The sequence below is a fragment of the Demequina sp. NBRC 110051 genome (assembly GCF_002090055.1).
Lineage (GTDB): Bacteria > Actinomycetota > Actinomycetes > Actinomycetales > Demequinaceae > Demequina.
In genome coordinates this window covers 313,961-331,349 of record NZ_BBRH01000006.1, presented here as the reverse complement: position 1 = coordinate 331,349, position 17,389 = coordinate 313,961, and the positions used below count along the sequence as shown (strand labels likewise).

At 71.1% G+C, this 17,389-nt stretch carries 18 protein-coding genes; 10 read left to right on the top strand and 8 right to left on the bottom strand.

All coding sequences use genetic code 11. The features are described 5' to 3' along the window. Positions 1-11: 11 nt before the first annotated feature. From B7K20_RS01470 to hemE, 4 genes are all read right to left on the bottom strand, one after another. Positions 12-1,211 (bottom strand): ferrochelatase, encoded by a 1,200-nt coding sequence (locus tag B7K20_RS01470; RefSeq protein WP_234985651.1) that lies wholly within the window; start codon positions 1,209-1,211, stop codon positions 12-14. Beyond that, complete coding sequence (gene hemQ / locus B7K20_RS01465; RefSeq protein ID WP_144018461.1) at positions 1,208-1,882, bottom strand: hydrogen peroxide-dependent heme synthase; 675 nt, start codon at positions 1,880-1,882, stop codon at positions 1,208-1,210. Before hemQ ends, B7K20_RS01470 begins: the two co-directional genes overlap by 4 nt. Positions 1,883-2,180: 298 nt before the next feature. Beyond that, positions 2,181-3,467, bottom strand: coding sequence for an NAD(P)/FAD-dependent oxidoreductase (locus B7K20_RS01460; protein ID WP_084099725.1), 1,287 nt, complete (start codon positions 3,465-3,467; stop codon positions 2,181-2,183). Continuing rightward, entirely contained in the window at positions 3,460-4,551 is a 1,092-nt protein-coding gene (gene hemE, locus B7K20_RS01455; protein WP_200809000.1) for a uroporphyrinogen decarboxylase, read from the bottom strand. Before hemE ends, B7K20_RS01460 begins: the two co-directional genes overlap by 8 nt. A 55-nt stretch (positions 4,552-4,606) precedes the next feature. Here hemE and B7K20_RS01450 point away from each other — a divergent pair, with 55 nt between their 5' ends. From B7K20_RS01450 to B7K20_RS01420, 7 genes are all read left to right on the top strand, one after another. After that, on the top strand, positions 4,607-5,926 hold the full coding sequence (locus B7K20_RS01450; protein WP_234985662.1) for a glutamyl-tRNA reductase: 1,320 nt from the start codon (positions 4,607-4,609) through the stop codon (positions 5,924-5,926). A 356-nt stretch (positions 5,927-6,282) separates the two neighbouring features. Then, positions 6,283-7,275 (top strand): iron ABC transporter permease, encoded by a 993-nt coding sequence (locus B7K20_RS01445; RefSeq protein ID WP_084099723.1) that lies wholly within the window; start codon positions 6,283-6,285, stop codon positions 7,273-7,275. Beyond that, positions 7,272-8,303 (top strand): iron chelate uptake ABC transporter family permease subunit, encoded by a 1,032-nt coding sequence (locus B7K20_RS01440; RefSeq protein WP_084099722.1) that lies wholly within the window; start codon positions 7,272-7,274, stop codon positions 8,301-8,303. Before B7K20_RS01445 ends, B7K20_RS01440 begins: the two co-directional genes overlap by 4 nt. Next, positions 8,300-9,094, top strand: coding sequence for an ABC transporter ATP-binding protein (locus tag B7K20_RS01435; protein WP_084099721.1), 795 nt, complete (start codon positions 8,300-8,302; stop codon positions 9,092-9,094). Before B7K20_RS01440 ends, B7K20_RS01435 begins: the two co-directional genes overlap by 4 nt. Beyond that, on the top strand, positions 9,091-9,630 hold the full coding sequence (locus B7K20_RS01430) for a hypothetical protein (protein ID WP_084099720.1): 540 nt from the start codon (positions 9,091-9,093) through the stop codon (positions 9,628-9,630). Before B7K20_RS01435 ends, B7K20_RS01430 begins: the two co-directional genes overlap by 4 nt. 13 nt (positions 9,631-9,643) lie before the next feature. Further along, complete coding sequence (locus B7K20_RS01425; RefSeq protein ID WP_084099719.1) at positions 9,644-10,753, top strand: ABC transporter substrate-binding protein; 1,110 nt, start codon at positions 9,644-9,646, stop codon at positions 10,751-10,753. Between the two features lie 86 nt (positions 10,754-10,839). Beyond that, positions 10,840-11,679, top strand: a complete 840-nt coding sequence (locus tag B7K20_RS01420; RefSeq protein ID WP_084099718.1) for a siderophore-interacting protein — start codon at positions 10,840-10,842, stop codon at positions 11,677-11,679. 71 nt (positions 11,680-11,750) lie between these two features. Here B7K20_RS01420 and B7K20_RS01415 read toward each other — a convergent pair whose 3' ends face one another. Together B7K20_RS01415 and B7K20_RS01410 are read right to left on the bottom strand one after the other, a co-directional pair. Continuing rightward, positions 11,751-13,109 (bottom strand): PhoH family protein, encoded by a 1,359-nt coding sequence (locus B7K20_RS01415; RefSeq protein ID WP_084099775.1) that lies wholly within the window; start codon positions 13,107-13,109, stop codon positions 11,751-11,753. A 314-nt stretch (positions 13,110-13,423) separates the two neighbouring features. Continuing rightward, positions 13,424-14,188 (bottom strand): isoprenyl transferase, encoded by a 765-nt coding sequence (locus B7K20_RS01410; protein WP_084099717.1) that lies wholly within the window; start codon positions 14,186-14,188, stop codon positions 13,424-13,426. Between the two features lie 76 nt (positions 14,189-14,264). On the opposite strand from B7K20_RS01410, the gene B7K20_RS01405 reads away from it, so the two are divergent. Further along, positions 14,265-14,921 (top strand): hemolysin III family protein, encoded by a 657-nt coding sequence (locus B7K20_RS01405; protein WP_084099716.1) that lies wholly within the window; start codon positions 14,265-14,267, stop codon positions 14,919-14,921. Positions 14,922-14,933: 12 nt separating this feature from the next. On the opposite strand, the gene B7K20_RS01400 is transcribed toward B7K20_RS01405, so the two are convergent. Continuing rightward, positions 14,934-15,161 (bottom strand): hypothetical protein, encoded by a 228-nt coding sequence (locus B7K20_RS01400; protein ID WP_084099715.1) that lies wholly within the window; start codon positions 15,159-15,161, stop codon positions 14,934-14,936. 39 nt (positions 15,162-15,200) lie between these two features. Between B7K20_RS01400 and B7K20_RS01395 the strand changes: the two genes are divergently transcribed. Together B7K20_RS01395 and greA are read left to right on the top strand one after the other, a co-directional pair. Further along, the gene (locus B7K20_RS01395) at positions 15,201-15,611 is read left to right on the top strand and encodes a DUF4307 domain-containing protein (RefSeq protein WP_159449288.1); all 411 of its coding nucleotides are present in this window, start codon (positions 15,201-15,203) and stop codon (positions 15,609-15,611) included. Positions 15,612-15,699: 88 nt separating this feature from the next. Next, on the top strand, positions 15,700-16,185 hold the full coding sequence (greA, locus tag B7K20_RS01390; protein ID WP_084099713.1) for a transcription elongation factor GreA: 486 nt from the start codon (positions 15,700-15,702) through the stop codon (positions 16,183-16,185). A 58-nt stretch (positions 16,186-16,243) separates the two neighbouring features. On the opposite strand, the gene rlmC is transcribed toward greA, so the two are convergent. Further along, on the bottom strand, positions 16,244-17,389 hold the full coding sequence (gene rlmC, locus B7K20_RS01385; protein ID WP_084099712.1) for a 23S rRNA (uracil(747)-C(5))-methyltransferase RlmC: 1,146 nt from the start codon (positions 17,387-17,389) through the stop codon (positions 16,244-16,246).

Below are 17,389 nucleotides of genomic sequence, written 5' to 3'. Positions count from 1 at the left end.
CGCGGGAAGGGTTAGGCGCCCACGCCTCCGTCGGCCGCGGCCGAGGCGATCGTGGGCTTCTTGGCCCGGCTCATGCAGCAGTCGGCCGGGCACACGTCCTGCCAGGGGCCCAGGTCCGTCAGGGCCTTGCGATCACGCGGCGTACCGCCGGCGGTGACGTGGCGCTCCTCGACCAGGTCGATGAGGCCGGACACGAACGCGGGGTCCACGCCCACGGTGGGCACGCGCACCATCGGCAGGCCGCGCTCCTCGCACGTCTCGAGGGCCTCGTTGTCGAGGTCCCAGGCCACCTCCATGTGGTCCGATACGAAGCCGATGGGCGATATCACCAGGCCGGTCGTGGAGTCGGGCAACGCCTCGATGGCCAGGTTGATGTCGGGCTCGAGCCACGGGATCGACGGGTCGCCCGAGCGCGACTGGAAGACCAGTGACCACGGCACGCCGGGGAACTCCTTCTCGACCGCATCCATCACGAGCGCAGAGACGGCACGCTGCTGCGCGACGTACCAGCCGCCGCCCTCGTACCAGTCCTCGCCGTCACTCGTCGGCACCGGCTCTCCGCTCGCAAGCGTCTCGCGCGGGCCCGACACGTTCGCGGCGGCGGACGGGATCGAGTGGGTCGCGAACATCACGTGCGCGCCCTCGACCTTGCCGGCCGAGGCGAGCTCGCGCAAGCCGCCGAGCACCGCGTCGATGTTGGGCTGCACAAAGCCGGGGTGGTCGAAGTACTGACGCACCTTGTCCAGGGTGAGCTCGTCGGTGAGGCCCGTCTCCGCGAGCGCCTCGGCGAGGTCCTCGCGGTAGGCACGGCAACCCGAGTAGCTCGAGAAGGCCGTGGTGACCAGCACCAGGACCTTGCGGTGGCCGTCGGCGTGCAGCTCCTTCAGCGCATCCCCGAAATAGGGCGCCCAGAAGCGGTTGCCCCAGTACACGGGGAGATTCAGTCCGCGCGCGGCGATCTCCGCCTCGAGCGCCACCTTGAGGTCGCGGTTCTGCTGGTTGATGGGGCTGATGCCGCCAAAGTGGCGGTAGTGGTGCGAGACCTCCTCGAGGCGCTCGTCCGGCACCCCGCGCCCGCGCGTGACGTTGCGCAGGTAGGGGATGACGTCGTCCTGTCCCTCGGGGCCACCAAAACCGGCCAGGAGGATGCAGTCGTACGTGGTCGGGTCGAGAGTTCGCTCGGATGCGGCGAGCGTGGGGACGTCGGTCACGATGCCAGCACCTCCACGGCCTCGGCGGTCTCGATGCGACGGCCCGTGTAGAACGGGACCTCCTCGCGCACGTGACGGCGGGCCTCGGTGTAACGGAGGTCGCGCATCATGTCGACCAGGTCGGTCACCTCGTCGGCCTCCATGGGCAGCAGCCACTCGTAGTCGCCTAGCGCGAACGCGGCGACGGTGTTGGCGACGACGCCCTTGAACGCGGCGCCCTTGATGCCGTGCTCGCGCAGCATCTGGCCGCGCTCCTCGTCGCTCAGCAGGTACCACTCGTAGGAGCGCACAAACGGGTAGACGGTGAGCCAGTCGCGCGGGCGCTCGCCGCGCAGGAACCCGGGCACGTGGGCGCGGTTGAACTCGGCGGCGCGGTGCACGCCCGCGGCGGACCAGGTGAGCTTGGTGTCGGCCAGCAGCTCGGTGGCGCGCAGTTCGCGCAGCGCCAGCTGCAGGTCGGCGAGGTCAGGGCCGTGGAGCCACAGCATGACGGTGCCGTCGGCGCGCAGGCCGGACACGTCGTAGATGCCGCGCAGGACCACGTCGTGCTCAGCGAGCTCCTCGACCGCGGCATCGAAGTGCTCGACGACCTCCTGAAGCTCCTCATCGGGAGCGTCGAGGAAGCCGTCGAGGACGGAGAACAGGGTGAAACCGTGAGGCTGATCGGTCATGTGCCCCATTCTCACCGGCGCTGGCGCGTGAGGGAAATCCGCGGGCCGTCGCGCTGCTCGCGGGCGCCACGTTCGTGTGGGCCCGGCATGGCTTCTGCGCACCCAAACGGGACCTTGGTCCCTGGTCCCGGCACAGGCATCCGCAACTGCCCTTGTCCCTGCCCCGCCCGTCACAAAGTGACGGCGATTGCGACGCCCTCCGGCGTGTCGCGGGCCTCGTGGCGGCGTGTCGTCCCCATGACCGTCACTTGCGTACAGGGCACACCGATGGCCGATGCCGTGCCTGAGCCGGCGGGCGCTACTGCCCCAGGCTCGAGCGCTGGTCGTCGTCCACGATCGCCGCGAGCCCGGAGAAGCCCGCGGCGGCACCCACCAGGTGGATGCCTCGCACGGGTTCGCGGTCGCCCGCGCGCGTGGGCGAGGCGTCATGCCATACCACCTGCACCAGGTCGCGCACCTGGGAGTCCCTGAGCTGGACCCCCAGCAGACGGGACGCGTCCGCGAGCGCGAACGGGGCGAGATCCTCCGCCGTCTCGAGCGAATACGACAGCCGCACCATGTGGCGGCTGGGCGCCTCGCGCGCCACCCACTGCCACTTGGCGGTCGCATGCGTGAGGGCCTTGGCACGCGTCACGCCGTCGACGGCGAGCACACCCGAGCCACGCGGATGGCGATCGAGCTCGGGAGCATCGAGCGACAGCGTCACGAGCGCCACCTGCTTGTCGGGCGCGCGCTCGACCTGCGGCACCAGCGCTGCCGCCGCGGGACGCGAGGAGGCCACGACCACCTCGTCCACCAGGTAGCGCTCGCCCGCCGTCCACACGCGCCATCCCTCGTCCTCGCGCGTCAGCGAGGTGACCGGCGCATGGGTGACGATGCGCACGCCCTTGGCACGGGCATCGGCCGCGAGCGCGTCCGTCAGGACCGCGATACCCCCATCGAGGCCGAGGACCGCGGAGCCGGCAGGGGCGATCGAGCGGCGGTGCCCCGCGGCCCGGATGAGCCCGCGCTCGGAGATCTCCGCCGCCAGGCCGCCGGCGGCGGCGTCGACGCGGAGCTCGTCCACGGGGCGCGAGAAGATGCCGCGCGCCACGGGCGCCATCAGCCGATCGACGGCGCGGTCACCCAGGCGACGCCTCGCCACGACGCCCAGCATCGCGTCGGGCGCGACCCGCTCACGCGGCAGCCACGGCTCGACCGCGGCGCGCATCGCGCCGCGCACCCCCAGCGCCCGCACCACGTCCGGCGCGAGCGACCGTGTGGGGATCCCGAGCCAGCCGGCGGACGGCATGGGGTACGAGCGCTCGGGCCCCACGATCCAGGCGGGACCTCCCGCGGGCGCGACCAGGCGGCCCGTCAGACCCAGCTCCTCGACCAGGCGCTCCACGTAGCCGCCGCGGGTCGCAAAGGACTCGGCGCCCGCATCCATGTCGAGACCGTCGACACGCACGCGCGACACGCGTCCGCCGATGTGGTCCTCCGCCTCGAGCACCGTGACGCGGTGGCCCGCTGAGGCGAGGCGGCGGGCCGAGAGCAGCCCCGCGGGCCCCGCTCCGATGACGATCCAGGAGCGCGGCTCAGCCACGCTCGTGCACCTGCTCCACCACGCGCTTCACTACATCCGGATCCGCGTGCGGCGGCATGCCATGGCCCAGGTTGACGACGTGGCCCGGAGCCTCGGAGCCGCGGTCGAGCACGTCCTGGACGTGCCGCTCGAGCGCGTCGGCCGGCGCACCGAGCATCGCGGGGTCGATGTTGCCCTGCAGCGGGAACCGGCCGCCCACTGCGCGCGAGGCCTGGTCCAGGGGCGTGCGGTAGTCCACGCCCAGCGCGGTGGCGCCGGCCGCTCCCATCGGATCGAGCAGGTGACCGGCGTTGGCGGCGAAGTGAATACGCGGCACGCCCAGATCCGCGACCGCCATGAGCGCGGCGCGGGAGCCTCCCGCGCACTTCTCGACGTAGGTCACCTCGGAAAGGGACCCCGCCCACGAGTCGAACAGCTGCACGGCCGATGCCCCAGCGAGCACCTGCGCCCGCAGGAACAGACCCGCGGCACGCGACGTCCACGCGACGAGCGCCTCCCACACGTCCGGCGCGGCCCACATCAGCTCACGCGCGGCCATGTGGTCGCGCGACGGCCGCCCCTCGACCATGTAAGCGGCGAGCGTGAAGGGGGCACCGGCGAAACCGATCAGCGGAGTCGATCCCAATTGCTCGACCGACAGGCGCACTGCCTGGCGGATCGGCTCGAGCGCGACATCGAAGGCCCCGCCGTCGCCGGGTACGCCGAGCGCCGGGAGGCTCTCAATGTCAGCCATAGAACGCATCGGCCGCTCGAAAACCGGGCCCACACCAGGGGCGATGTCCACCGCAACCCCGGCCACCTTCAGTGGAACCACGATGTCGGAGAAGAAGATGCCCGCGTCCACGCCGTAGCGCCGGACGGGCTGGAGCGTGATCTCCGCGGCGAGCGCCGGGTCCAGGCACGACTCGAGCATGGTGGTGCCCTCGCGCACCTTGAGGTACTCGGGAAGCGAACGTCCCGCCTGGCGCATGAACCACACGGGCCGATGCGCCGGTCGCCTTCCCTCGAGCGCCGCCACCAGGGGCGACTCGGCCGTCTCGCCCGTGGCGAGGGGGTGATGGGCGGGCAACGCGTCGAGGCTCATGACACTCGATTCTGCCTTGTTTCGTGAACGTGTCAGAATAGGGGACGTGGTATTGATGTCTCTCGTCGCCAGCCACCACAACCGTGACCTCACCGTGCTCGAGCAGCTCAGCATCGGCTCGGACACGCTCGGTTCCGCCGTGGTGCAGGGCGACTCCCCCATCCGTGGCGCGGTCGTGTTGCCGACGTGCAACCGCTTCGAGGTGTACCTCGAGGTCGAGGACGTGGACTCCGGGCGCGCGGCTGTGGTCGACGCCATCGAGCGTTCCAGCGCCCTCGACCGCACCGCGATCGAGCAGGCGCTCGCCACCTACGAGGGCGATGACGCCGTCCAGCACCTGCTGTCGGTCGCGTCGGGCCTCGAGTCGATGGTGGTGGGCGAGCGAGAGATCTCCGGCCAGGTGCGACGCGCGCACAACGACGCGCAGTCCGCCGACCACCTCTCCCCCGTCCTCGACCGGCTCTTCCAGTCCGCACTGCGCACGTCGCGCGTGGTCGCCTCCTCAACCGGACTCGGCACCTCCGGACGCTCGGTCGTGTCCGTCGCCTTTGACCTCGCCTCCGCCACGGTCGAGTGGCCGGGCGCACGGGCCGTGCTGATCGGTACCGGCGCGTTGGCCGAGACCGGCGTGGGGTCGTTGCTGGCTCGCGGCGTCGAGATCGTGGGCGTCTACTCGCCCTCGGGTCGCGGCGACGAGTTTGGCCGCCGCCACGGCATCCGTTCCCTGAGCCTCGAGGAGCTGCGCTCATCGCTGGCGGATGTGGACCTGGTCCTCGCGTGCTCCGGCGGCGAGTCCATCGTCCTCACGCCCGCGATGGTGGCCGCCGCACGCGCGGAGTCCACCAAGGACCTCACCATCGTCGACCTGGCGCTGCACCGCGACGTCGCGCCCGGCGTCGCGCAGATGCGCGGCGTCCACGTGGTGGACCTGGACTCGGTGGGCGCCACCGCGCCCGGCGAGTCCGTCAACGCCATCGAGGCAGCCCGCGCCATCGTCGCGCACGCCGTCGCCCGCTTTGGCGACGGCGAGACCGCCCGCACGCTCGACCCGGCCGTGGTCGCGCTGCGCGAGCACGTCTTCGGGCTGCTCGAGCGAGAGCTGGCGCGCATTCGCCCCTCCGCCGGCGCCTCGGCCGAAGCCATCGCGCAGGCCGATGCCACCGAGCAGGCCCTGCGCCGCTTCGCCAAGACTCTCCTGCACACCCCCACGGTGCGCGCCCGCGAGCACGCCCAGGCCGGCCAGGCGGACCGCTACCTGGGCGCCATCCGCGCGCTGTACGGCATCGACGTCGACCTCCCCGCCGACGCTTGCCCTGCCGACGAGATCGACGCGGCCCACCCAGCCGAGACCGACCTGGGCCACCAGCACCACTAGGCCCGCTGCACCACCCGCGCCACGCCACGGCACGCGCCCTGCGAGCCGCTGAGCGCCCGCTTCACGCGATTTCCGTGCACTCAGTGGCTCCCAAGAGACAGGGCACGGGGCACCGGGGGTTCGCAACGTTTTGGCAACGGTCCGCGACGCGACCACGCGGCCCTGCGCCGGCCGAGAAGCGGCCGGCCACGGCATCGGCGCAGGTAGATCAGCCTCACGCCGGCGCGAACGCCGAGCGAGGCCCCCTCATTTACCCGACGGGCGCGTTGCTTTAATGTCCCGCGATGGCGTAAGTTAGGCAAGCCTCACCAGGCGCACCTTGGCGTGCGCCGGTCCCCCCTGACACAAGGAGCACCATGCCTCGGCGCGCCCTGATCGCGATTGCCGCCGCCGCGGCATTGCTGATCGCCGTGGCGTTGTCGCTGGCCATCGGCTCGCGCTCGATCGACCTGGCCACCGTGTGGGAGGCCCTCACGGCGCTGGACCCGGAGGACCCCGAGCAGCTCATCGTCACCGACCTGCGCGTCTCGCGTACGGTGATCGGCATCATCGCGGGCGCCTCGCTCGGCATCGCGGGGGCCCTCATGCAGTCGCTCACCCGCAACCCCTTCGCGGACCCCGGCCTGCTCGGCATCAACGCAGGCGCCTCGCTCGCCGTCGTCATCGCCCTCACGCTCGGCGTCAGCGGCTTCGCCGCCCAGGTCCCCTTCGCGTTTGCCGGCGCGGGACTGGCCGCCCTCATCGTGTACGCGATCGGCGCGCGCGGCGCCGCCGCCGGGGCCCCGGTCCGCCTGGCGCTGGCCGGCGTGGCCCTCACCGCACTCATCACGTCGCTCATCAACGCCGTCCTGCTGGTGAGCGACTCGACGCTCGACCAGTACCGCCTGTGGGTCGCCGGCTCCCTCACCGGCCGCCAGTCGGACGACGTCACGTCCCTGCTGCCGATCGTGATCGTCGCCGTCATCGCCGCCCTGATCGTCTCGCGCCCGCTCCAGGCGGTCGCCCTGGGCGAGGACACCGCCCGCGCGCTCGGCATCAACATCACCGCCACCCGCACGGTCGTGATCGTCGTCGTGACGCTGCTTGCCGCGTGCGCCACCGCAGCGGCCGGGCCCATCGTCTTCGTGGGCCTCGCCGTGCCGCACCTCGCCCGCGCACTCGTGGGAGCCTCGCTGCCGTGGCTGCTGGTGGTCAGCGCCTTCGGCGGCGCCGCGCTGGTGCTGGTGTGCGACGTCATCGGCCGCGTCATCGCCCCGCCGTCCGAGGTCGGCGTGGGCATCACCACCGCACTCATCGGTGGCCTCATCTTTGCCTTCATGGCCCGCCGCATGAAGGTGGTGGAGCTGTGAAGATCCTGCGGATCGGCCCCCTCGGCATCACCACCCACCAGCGCACGTTCGCGGTCGGGCTGGCCATATTTGCCGTGCTCGCCACCCTCTTTGTCTTCGCGCTGTCGTGGGGCAAGGCGGACCTCACGGTGCTCGACTCGCTCAAGGCCGCGGTCGGCATCTCCGTCGGCTCCCCTGGCGACTTCATCGTGGGCCAGGTGCGCGCCCCGCGCGCCATCACGGCCGTCCTGGTCGGCGCCACCCTGGGTCTTGCCGGCGCGATCCTCCAGTCCCTCACGCGCAACCCCCTGGCCTCCCCCGACTTCATCGGCATCACGGCGGGAGCAAGCACGGGCGCCGTGATCACCATGTGGATGGGCATCGGCGCCTCGCTGTGGATCACCGCCGCGGGCGCCGCGATCGGCGCGCTCCTCACCTCGGCCGCGATTCTCGCGCTGTCGTGGAAGCGCGGCATCGTCCCGCTGCGCCTCATCCTCGCGGGCATCGGCATCGGGTTCGTCGCCCAGTCCCTCACCCAGTACCTGCTGACGCGCATGGACGTGCACGACGCAGGCACGGCCCTGGGCTGGCTGGTCGGCTCCGTCACCGGGCGCACCTGGACGCACGTCACCGTCGCGGCCCTGGTCCTCGCGGTGCTCGTGCCCGTCATCCTGTGGCACGCCCGCGCGCTGCGCACCATGGAGATGGGCGACGACACCGCGAAGGCGCTCGGCATCTCCGTAGGCCGCTCGCGCGCCGTGCTGGCCGTGGCCTCCGTACTGCTCGCCGCCGCCGCAACCGCGATCACCGGCCCCATCGGCTTCATCGCCCTCGTCGCCCCCGCGCTGGCCCTGCGCCTCACGCGCAACGCGGGCGTCACCCTGATCCCGTCGGCGCTCATGGGAGCGGTGCTGCTCCTGGCCGCCGACCAGCTGTCGCAGCTCATGCCCGCGACGCTGCAGTTCCCCGTCGGCATCTTCACCGCCGCCATCGGCGCCCCCTACCTGCTGTGGCTGGTGTGGCGCGCATCCCGAGGAGGTCCCTCATGAGCAGGCTCGAGACCCACAAGGCCGTCATCGGCTACGGCGGCACGCCCATCGTGCACGGCGTGGACGTGGAGATCCCGGACGGCAAGATCACCGCCATCGTGGGCCCCAACGGCTGCGGCAAGTCCACCCTGCTGCGCGCACTCATCCGCCTGCTCGCCCCCATCGACGGCGCCATCGCGCTCGACGGCCAGGACATCCACTCCATCCCCACCCGCGAGGTCGCGCGCCGCGTGGGCCTGCTACCCCAGTCGCCGCTCGCCCCGGCAGGCATCACCGTCAAGGAGCTGGTCGCCCGCGGCCGCACGCCCCACCAGAAGGTGCTGCGCCCCTGGTCGAGCACCGACGAGACCGCCGTCATGAGCGCCCTGCACTCGACCAACCTCACCACCATCCAGGACTCGGTGGTCGACGAGCTCTCGGGCGGCCAGCGCCAGCGCGCCTGGATCGCCATGACGCTCGCGCAGGACACGCCGCTCATGCTGCTCGATGAGCCCACCACCTACCTGGACATCTCGCACCAGTACGAGGTGCTCGAGCTGCTGCACCGCCTCAACGAGCGCCAGGGCCGCACCATCGTCATGGTGGTCCACGACCTTCACCAGGCCGCCCGCTACGCGCACCACGTCATCGCGATGTGCGACGGCGAGGTCGCCGCCGCCGGTGCCCCCGAGGACGTCTTCACCGAGGAGCTGGTCTCCCGCGTGTTCGACATCGACGCCCGCATCATCCCCGACCCGGTCACCGGCACCCCGATCATCGTCCCCGCCCACGGCCCGGGAGGCGCGCGATGAGCGTCTCCGCCGTCCAGATCCGCTCCGCCGCCGCGCTGATGGGGGCCGTCCCCGGCCTGGTCGCCCGGCTCACACTTCCGGCCGATGCCGTGGCCGGGACCCAGCGTCCCGTCACCCTCGTGGCGGGAGACAGCCCGGACGCCACCATGTGCGGGCACGACTTCCGCGCCATGGTGCTCGAGCGTCACCTCGAGGGCGAGGGCCTCGACGACGCCCACCTGACGCTCGACCACGCGGACCCCGCCACCGGCCTCATCCGCCGCGGCGGAGTGCGCTGGTTCGTCTCGCCGCTGCCCGCGAAGCTCTCCGTCGCCACGCTGCGCGACGCGGGCCACACGCGCGCCCCGCTCCAGTCGGTGGTGCGCGGCGACGACGCGCTCGGGCTGTCCGTGGTCGCGGTACGCGACCAAAGTCGCGCCGCTACGGACGACGAGCTCGACGCCGCGGCGACCGCGGCATCGGCCGCCTGCCTCGTGGCCCACCTCCTCACGACGTCTGGCCTCACGGCCCACCCCACCCGCACGACCCACCCCTAGGAAAGGAATCCCCATGCACCAGCGCATCTCGCGCGGCGCCGCCGCCGTCTCGATGGTCGCCGCCTCGGCGCTTCTGCTTGCCGCCTGCTCGTCGGATGCCGAAACGGAGGAGACCACCTCCCCCGCGGCCGAGACCAGCGAGTCCGCCACGGCCGAGGCCGAGGCCACCGCCTTCCCCGTCACCCTCGACACCGCCATGGGCGAGGTCACCATCGAGTCCGAGCCGCAGCGCGTCGTGACCCTTGGCTCGCACGAGCACGAGTACCTCTACGCGCTGGGCGTCGCCCCGGTCGCCGTGCCCGTCTCCTGGCAGGGTTACGAGAACGGCACCGGCCCGTGGGCCGAGGAGGACCGCGTCGCCGCGGGCGCCGAGCCCGAGCTGTTCGAGCCCGGCACCACCACCTACGACGCCGAGGCGATCGCCGCGTTCGAGCCCGACCTCATCGTCGCGACCTACCCCAACCACGAGATGACCGAGGAGGAGTACACCCTCCTGTCCGGCATCGCCCCCGTGGTCACCCGCCCCGCCACCAACTCCGCGGACGGATCCGAGACCGCCGAGTGGGGTGTGACCCTCGCCGACGAGCTCACGCTGCTCGCCGAGGCCACCGGCACCACCGCCGAGGCCGAGCAGATCATCTCCGACATCGACGCGGCGTACGCCGAGGTCCGTGATGCCCACCCCGAGTGGGAGGGCCTCACCTCGCAGGTGGGCGGCTTCTACGAGGGCCAGGCCTTCGTCTACGCCGCCTCGGACACCCGCAACCAGTTCCTCGCGAACGTGGGCCTGGACGTCGCCTCGATCGAGGGCACCGACGAAGCGTGGATGCAGATCAGCGCCGAGCAGCTCGACGTCCTGGGCGAGCTCGACTCGATCGTGTGGCAGGTCGCCACGACGCCCGACTCGCGCACCGAGCTCGAGGCGCTGCCCCTGTTCGACTCGCTCAATGTGACCGAGACCGGCGGCAACCTGTGGCTGACCGACCCCGTGCTCGAGGGCGCGTTCTTCGCGAACTCGCCGTCCTCGATCGAGTACTCGCTCGACGCGTTCGTGCCGATGCTCGAGGCCGCTCTCGACGGCGACCCCGCCACCGAGGTCGTGCCCTTCTCCTCGGAGGGCTAAACACCTCGTCGGTGAGGGCCGATGCCCGGGTGCCCCGCGCGTCGGCCCTCACCAGTAGTCCCCCACCCCCTTTGTCTGGAGCCAGCATGACCGATTCGTTCGTCGTCACCGTCGCCGGTGCCGAGCAGATCAGCCCCAACCTTCGCCGCGTCACCCTCACCGGTGAGGCGCTGCGCACCTGGGAGTCCACCGGCCAGGCCGATGAATTTGTCCACGTCCACATTCCCGACGCCGAGCCGGCCGAGGGCTGGGAGGACGACCACGACATCGCGCGCCACTACACGATCCGCCGCTGGAACCCGCAGGTGCCCAGCGTCGACATCGACATCGTGACGCACGGCCACGGCCGCGGCGCCTCCTGGGCCCGCGAGGCCGTCGAGGGCGACGCCGTCGCGATCTCCGACGCGCATGGCTACTACTCGCCGCCCGAGGGCTCCACGCGCCGCCTGCTGGTCGCCGACGCGACGGGCCTGCCCGCCGTCGCGCGCATCCTCGAGGAGGCCACGCCCGACGAGACCTTCGACGTCCTCATCGAGCTGATCTCGATGGACGACGCGATCGCGCTGCCCTCGCCCGCCACCGTCAACGTCGAGTGGCGAGTCTCCGGCAACGGCCGCGGCCCGTCCGCGCTGGTGTCCTGCATGGAGCGCATGGACGAGCCCGAGGGCGACGTCTACGTGTGGGTCGCGTGCGAGTCCGCGCAGTCGCGCCGCGCCCGCAAGTTCATCAAGGAGACCTGGCCGCGCCACTACACGCTGTACCGGATCGTCGGCTACTGGCACGTCGACGCCGAAGAGCAGCTGCGCAAGTGGGAGGCGCTCACCGACGCCCAGCGCGAGCGCTACATGGAGATCTGGGACGAGAACCGTCCCGACGAGGTCAACTGGGAAGAGCTCGAGCCCTACCTGCAGGAGCTGGGGCTGTAACGCACCGCCAGAACGACGGAAGGGCCGATGCGATGGTCACCCATCGCATCGGCCCTTCCGTCTGTGCGGGTCTAGAGGTCGAGCCGCTCGAGCATGTCGGTCACGAGCGCGGCGACCGCGGAACGCTCGGAGCGCTCGAGGGTGACGTGCGCGAACAGCGGGTGGCCCTTGAGGGCCTCGATGACCGCGGCGATGCCGTCGTGGCGGCCCACGCGGAGGTTGTCGCGCTGGGCGACGTCGTGGGTGAGGATCACGCGCGAGTCCTGGCCGATGCGGCTGAGCATGGTGAGAAGCACGTTGCGCTCGAGCGACTGGGCCTCGTCGACGATGACAAACGCGTCATGCAGCGAGCGGCCGCGAATGTGGGTCAGCGGCAGCACCTCGAGCATGCCGCGGGCCATCACCTCCTCGACCACCTCGGAGGACACCATCGCGCCCAGGGTGTCGAAGACCGCCTGGGCCCAGGGGTTCATCTTCTCCGACTCGTTGCCGGGCAGATACCCGAGGTCCTGGCCGCCCACGGCGTACAGGGGCCGGAACACCATGATCTTCTTGTGCTGGCGCCGCTCCATGACCGCCTCGAGGCCGGCGCACAGCGCGAGGGCGCTCTTGCCGGTGCCAGCGCGGCCACCCATCGACACAATCCCGATCGCCTCGTCGAGCAGCAGGTCGATCGCGATGCGCTGCTCGGCGGAGCGGCCGTGCACCCCGAAGACCTCCTGGTCGCCGCGCACCAGCTGGATCGCGCCGTCGTCGTCCAGGCGCCCCAGGGCGGAGCCGCGCGGCGAGTGGATGACCAGGCCCGTGTGGACGGGGAGATTCGCGAGATCCTCGCCGGTGTCGGCGGCGGGCGGGGCCGTGAGGCGCTCGGCCTCGTACAGCTCCGACATGTGCTCGTCGGTGAGCGAGATCTCGCGCATCCCCGTCCAGCCGGAATCGACCGCGAGTTCCGCGCGATACTCCTCGGCCTCGATGCCGAGCGCCGAAGCCTTCACGCGCATGGGCAGGTCCTTCGAGACCACGGTGACCGAGTGGCCCTCGGCCTTGAGGTTGGCGGCCACCGCGAGGATGCGCGTGTCGTTGTCGCCCAGGCGGAAGCCGCTGGGCAGCACGTTCTGGTCGGTGTGGTTGAGCTCGACGCGGACGGACCCGCCGAACTCGTTGGCCGGCACCTGCTGATCGAGCTTGCCGTGGGCGATGCGCAGCTCGTCGAGCGTGCGCAGCGCCGAGCGGGCGAAGTAGCCGAGTTCGGGGTGGTGGCGCTTGGCTTCAAGCTCCGTGATCACCACGACGGGGAGCACCACGGCGTGCTCCGCGAATCTCTTCAGCGCGCGCGGGTCGGACAGCAGCACGGACGTGTCGAGCACGAACGTCCTGAGCTCCGTCGCGTTGGCGGCGTTGATGGAGGGGGTGGTGTCGAACTGGGTGATGGTCACGTAGAGCTCCCCGCGCTTGAGCCGCAGGGCGCTCGCACGCCCTCCGGCGTGTCTCTTAGTCCCGCATCCGGTGGATACGGCTTAGTGCGTCAACCACGATCCCGACGCTACGCCGCGGATTTCTTGTCAAGCAGCGACACGCCGCGCGTCACATGTTCGTCACATACCCCCGCGCTCGGGCGGGTCGGGGTTCACCGCCCGTGGCGGACCGCAAAACGCGAAGACGACGGGCTGGAGTGCAGATTTCCGCATTCGGACCCGTCATGTGGCGAGACGACGGGCTGGGGAGAGGCGCAGGCGAGTCGGATTCACCGCCCGTGGCGGCGCTCGCGCTGGGAGAAGGCCCGGATGGCGCGCAGGAAGTCCACGTGACGGAAGTCGGGCCAGTACGCGTCGCAGAAGTAGAACTCCGAGTGCGCGGACTGCCACATGAGAAAGCCGGAGAGGCGCTGCTCGCCCGAGGTGCGGATCACCAGGTCGGGATCCGGCTGGCCCTTCGTGTAGAGGTGCTCGGCGATGTGCTCGATCGAGAACTGGTCGGCGGCCGCCTCCATCGTCATCCCCGAGTCGATCGCGCCGCGCAGGTAGGCGCGCACGGCATCGGCGATCTCGTGTCGCCCGCCGTAGCCGACGGCCACATTCACGTGCAGGCCGGTGGCCTGTGCCGTCCTCGCCACCGCGGCCGAGATGCGCTGGGCGGCGGGCCGAGGGAGCAGCTCCGCGGAGCCCACGTGCTGCAGTCGCCAGCGGCCGTCGTCCGCGAGCGCCTCGACGGCGGCGCAGATGATCTCGAGCAGCGCGTCGAGCTCGCCGGGGTCGCGCTCGAGGTTGTCGGTGGACAGCATCCACAGGGTGACGACCTCGACGCCGGATTCTTCCGACCACTCGAGCACCTCGGAGATCTTGTCGGCCCCGCGACGGTGTCCGTCGGCGGCCGAGGCGCCCGACTGTTTGGCCCAGCGCCGGTTGCCGTCGAGGATGACGCCGATGTGGCGAGGAGTCTGACCGGAGGTGCGCAGCAGACGCTCGAGGTGGCGCTCGTAGGGTCCGTAGAGGAGCCTGCGCAGTCCCATCTCAGTCCCTTCGCGTCGCCGTCCGTTGCCGGGGCCTACGGTACTCCGACGCGCCTACCTACGGTAACGTAGGTTTATGGCTGAGAACCTGCCTGACCCCGCGAAGCCGCTGATGCGCGGCTGGCTTCACCTGGGCGCCGCGCCCTTCGCGCTGATCGCCGGGATGATCCTCGTCGTGTGGGCGCCGACGCTTGCCGGACGCATCTCCACCGCGGTCTTCACCCTGACAGCCGTCATGCTTTTCGGCACCTCCGCGGTCTACCACCGCGGCAATTGGGGACCCACCGCGAAGGCCGTGCTCAGGCGCATGGACCACGCCAATATCTTCCTCATCATCGCCGGCACCTACACGCCACTCACGGTGATGCTGCTCGAGGGCACCACGCGCACGGCCGTGCTCATCACGGTGTGGACCGGCGCCCTCGTGGGCCTCCTGCTGCGGGTCTTCTGGCTAGGCGCGCCCCGCTGGCTCTACGTGCCGCTGTACGTCGCCCTGGGATGGGTGGCCGTGGGCTTCATGGGCCCGTTCTACCAAGCCGGCGGCGCAGCGGTTGTCACCCTGATCGTCATCGGCGGCCTGTGCTACACGGTCGGCGCGGTGATCTACGGCACCAAGTGGCCGCGCGGCTCGGAGAAGTACTTCGGCTTCCACGAGATCTTCCACGCGCTCACCATCGCGGGCTTCCTGTGCCACTACGTGGCCATCGCCCTCGTGGTGTTCACCGTCTCCTGACGGCTCGCGAACCTACGCTCGCGGAGCCTCGGGCTCGTCGCCCTCGGTCGCGGCGGTGTCACCGGTCTCGGTCGTGTCAGCGGCCGATGCCGTGGTCGGGTTCTCGTCGTCCTCCGGAGGGCGCGTGCGCACCTTGCGAAGGTGGCGCGACAGCGACAGCATCAGCACCACGGCCGCGGCGACCATGAGGAACGTCGCGACGAATGCCGCGAAGCCCGGGCCTCCTGAGAAATCTGCCACCGTCTTCCACCTTCCTTCGGTGAACTATCCTGCCTCATGATGAGCGAGCCGCAGCACACCCCCTCCCCCGATGACCTCGAGGACGTCGCGTCCGCGCGCCCGCGCCTCAGCCGCCAGGGGTGGATCCTGTCGATCGCCGGCGTGGTCGCCCTCACCGGTGTCGCGGCGTGGTTTGGGCTGTCGCAGGCCAGCGCTCCCGTGCGCTGGCAGGACGTCGGCTTCGTCATCGACTCCCCCACCGAGGCCGAGGTGACGTTCGACGTCCACCTCTACACCGACGAGCCCGTGGTCTGCCACGTGCGCGCGCTGTCCGTGAGCTACGCAGAGGTAGGCGTCGCCCAGACCACCGTCGACCCCGCCGAGGGATCCAGCCAACGCATCACCCTCGACATCGCGACCGTCGAGCAGGCCACGAGCGCCCAGGTCAACTACTGCGACGTCGAGCGCTAACTCCCCGTCGTTCTTTCCGTTCTGCGTCACCTGTTGCTAACCTGTCCAGTCACGCTCGCAACACGCGCACGTCGCAAGGGAGGAACCCGTGTCCGAAGAGACCACCGGCACCTGGCTGACCCAGGAGGCCTACGACCGCCTCAAGGCGGAGTACGACCACCTCACCGGTGAGGGTCGCGCCGCGATCGCCAAGGAGATCGACGAGCGTCGCCAAGAAGGCGACCTCAAGGAAAACGGCGGCTACCACGCGGCGCGCGAGGAGCAGGCGAAGCAGGAGGCCCGCATCCAGCAGCTGCGCCACCTGCTCGAGACCGCGACCGTCGGCGAGGCCGCCGCGGCCGACGAGGTCGCCTCCGGCACCGTCGTGACCGCCGAGGTCATGGGCCGCGAGATGCGCTTCCTGGTGGGCTCGCGCGAGGTCGCGGGCGGCACCGACATCGACGTGTTCTCCGCACAGTCCCCACTCGGAGCCGCACTGCTGGGCAAGAAGCTAGGCGACGAGACCTCGTACGAGGCCCCCAACGGCAACCAGATCCCCGTCAAGGTGATCGCCGTGGAGCCTTTCAACGGCTAAGTCCGCATCCGTCCCGCGTCGGGCCGTTCGCCGTCATGGCGGGCGGCCCTTCGCTTCTTTACCGGCGTTCTAGTAGCACGCCCACCTCGCCGTGGCCGGTGTGCGGGAACATGTCGAACAGCCGCGCCTCGCGCGCCACGTACGAGGGCATGTCGGCCATGTCGCGGGCGAGCGTCGCAGGGTTGCAGCTCGAGTACACGACCGTCGCGACCCCGGAGTCCTCGATCCAGCCGCTGAGCTCGGGCCCCAGGCCACGGCGGGGAGGATTGACCACGACCGCCTCGGGGAAGGCGCCCTGGGTACGGGCCCAGGCCACGGCATCGGCCGCCACGAAGGTCGTGTCGCTCGCGCCGGCAACGCCGGCGCGTGCCATCTGCGCGGCGCTGAGGCGTGCGGCGTCGATCGCGGCGTCCGAGATCTCGACGCCCGTCACCTCGCGGCCCTCCGCCAGACAGTGCAAGGCGAGCCCGCCCACGCCGCAGTAGAGGTCCCACAGGCTCGCAGGGGCGGCGCCGTCGATCCAGGTGGCGACCTGCGCGTATAGCTCGGTAGCGACCGCCGTGTTGGTTTGGAAGAAGCTGCGCGGCCCCAGGTGCAGGGGCACGTCGCCCATCGTGAATGGCAGCGTCTGCTCCTCGGTCAGCACGATCTCGCGCTCGCCCTCCGTGACGGCCTTGTGTTCAGGCAGGACGTTGAGCGTCGCGACGTGGAGCGCGGGCAGGGCTTGGTGGAGCCACGGCAGATGCTTCTGCAGCCGCGCGAGCGCCTCCGTGGAGCGCATGACGAAGCGCACCATCAGCCGCCCGTCGGGCCCGAGGGTGACGAGGATGTTCTTGAGCTCCCCGCTGCGCTCGGGGACGGAGTACGGCTCGAGCCGGGCCCGCGTCACGAAAGCGGCGAGCGCCGGGAAGGCCGCGGAGAGCTGCGGCGGGTAGAGATTGCAGCCCTGCAGGTCGGTGCCACGGCCCGCGGCGTCGAGGATGCCCAGCGTGGGGGCGTCGACCGTGCCCGCCACGACCATCTTGGCCTTGGTGCGAAAACCCTCCTCGGCGGAGGCGACCGGCGGCAGCCAAGAGAGCGCCGGGGCGAGCGGTGCCAGCAGCCCCGTCACGGCCTCTTGCTTATCGGCGAGCTGGCGCGAGTAAGGGGTCTCGATCAGGGTGCACGAGCGGCACACGCCCGCGTCCCAGTAGTCGCACTGCAT

Coding starts and splice junctions, on each gene's coding strand:
- rlmC (WP_084099712.1), bottom strand. CDS start 17,389: ATGCAGTGCGACTACTGGGACGCGGGCGTGTGCCGCTCGTGCACCCTG.
- B7K20_RS01410 (WP_084099717.1), bottom strand. CDS start 14,188: ATGGGACTGCGCAGGCTCCTCTACGGACCCTACGAGCGCCACCTCGAG.
- B7K20_RS01395 (WP_159449288.1), top strand. CDS start 15,201: ATGAGCGAGCCGCAGCACACCCCCTCCCCCGATGACCTCGAGGACGTC.
- B7K20_RS01405 (WP_084099716.1), top strand. CDS start 14,265: ATGGCTGAGAACCTGCCTGACCCCGCGAAGCCGCTGATGCGCGGCTGG.
- B7K20_RS01430 (WP_084099720.1), top strand. CDS start 9,091: ATGAGCGTCTCCGCCGTCCAGATCCGCTCCGCCGCCGCGCTGATGGGG.
- hemE (WP_200809000.1), bottom strand. CDS start 4,551: ATGAGCCTCGACGCGTTGCCCGCCCATCACCCCCTCGCCACGGGCGAG.
- hemQ (WP_144018461.1), bottom strand. CDS start 1,882: ATGACCGATCAGCCTCACGGTTTCACCCTGTTCTCCGTCCTCGACGGC.
- B7K20_RS01420 (WP_084099718.1), top strand. CDS start 10,840: ATGACCGATTCGTTCGTCGTCACCGTCGCCGGTGCCGAGCAGATCAGC.
- B7K20_RS01425 (WP_084099719.1), top strand. CDS start 9,644: ATGCACCAGCGCATCTCGCGCGGCGCCGCCGCCGTCTCGATGGTCGCC.
- B7K20_RS01450 (WP_234985662.1), top strand. CDS start 4,607: ATGTCTCTCGTCGCCAGCCACCACAACCGTGACCTCACCGTGCTCGAG.
- B7K20_RS01445 (WP_084099723.1), top strand. CDS start 6,283: ATGCCTCGGCGCGCCCTGATCGCGATTGCCGCCGCCGCGGCATTGCTG.
- B7K20_RS01435 (WP_084099721.1), top strand. CDS start 8,300: ATGAGCAGGCTCGAGACCCACAAGGCCGTCATCGGCTACGGCGGCACG.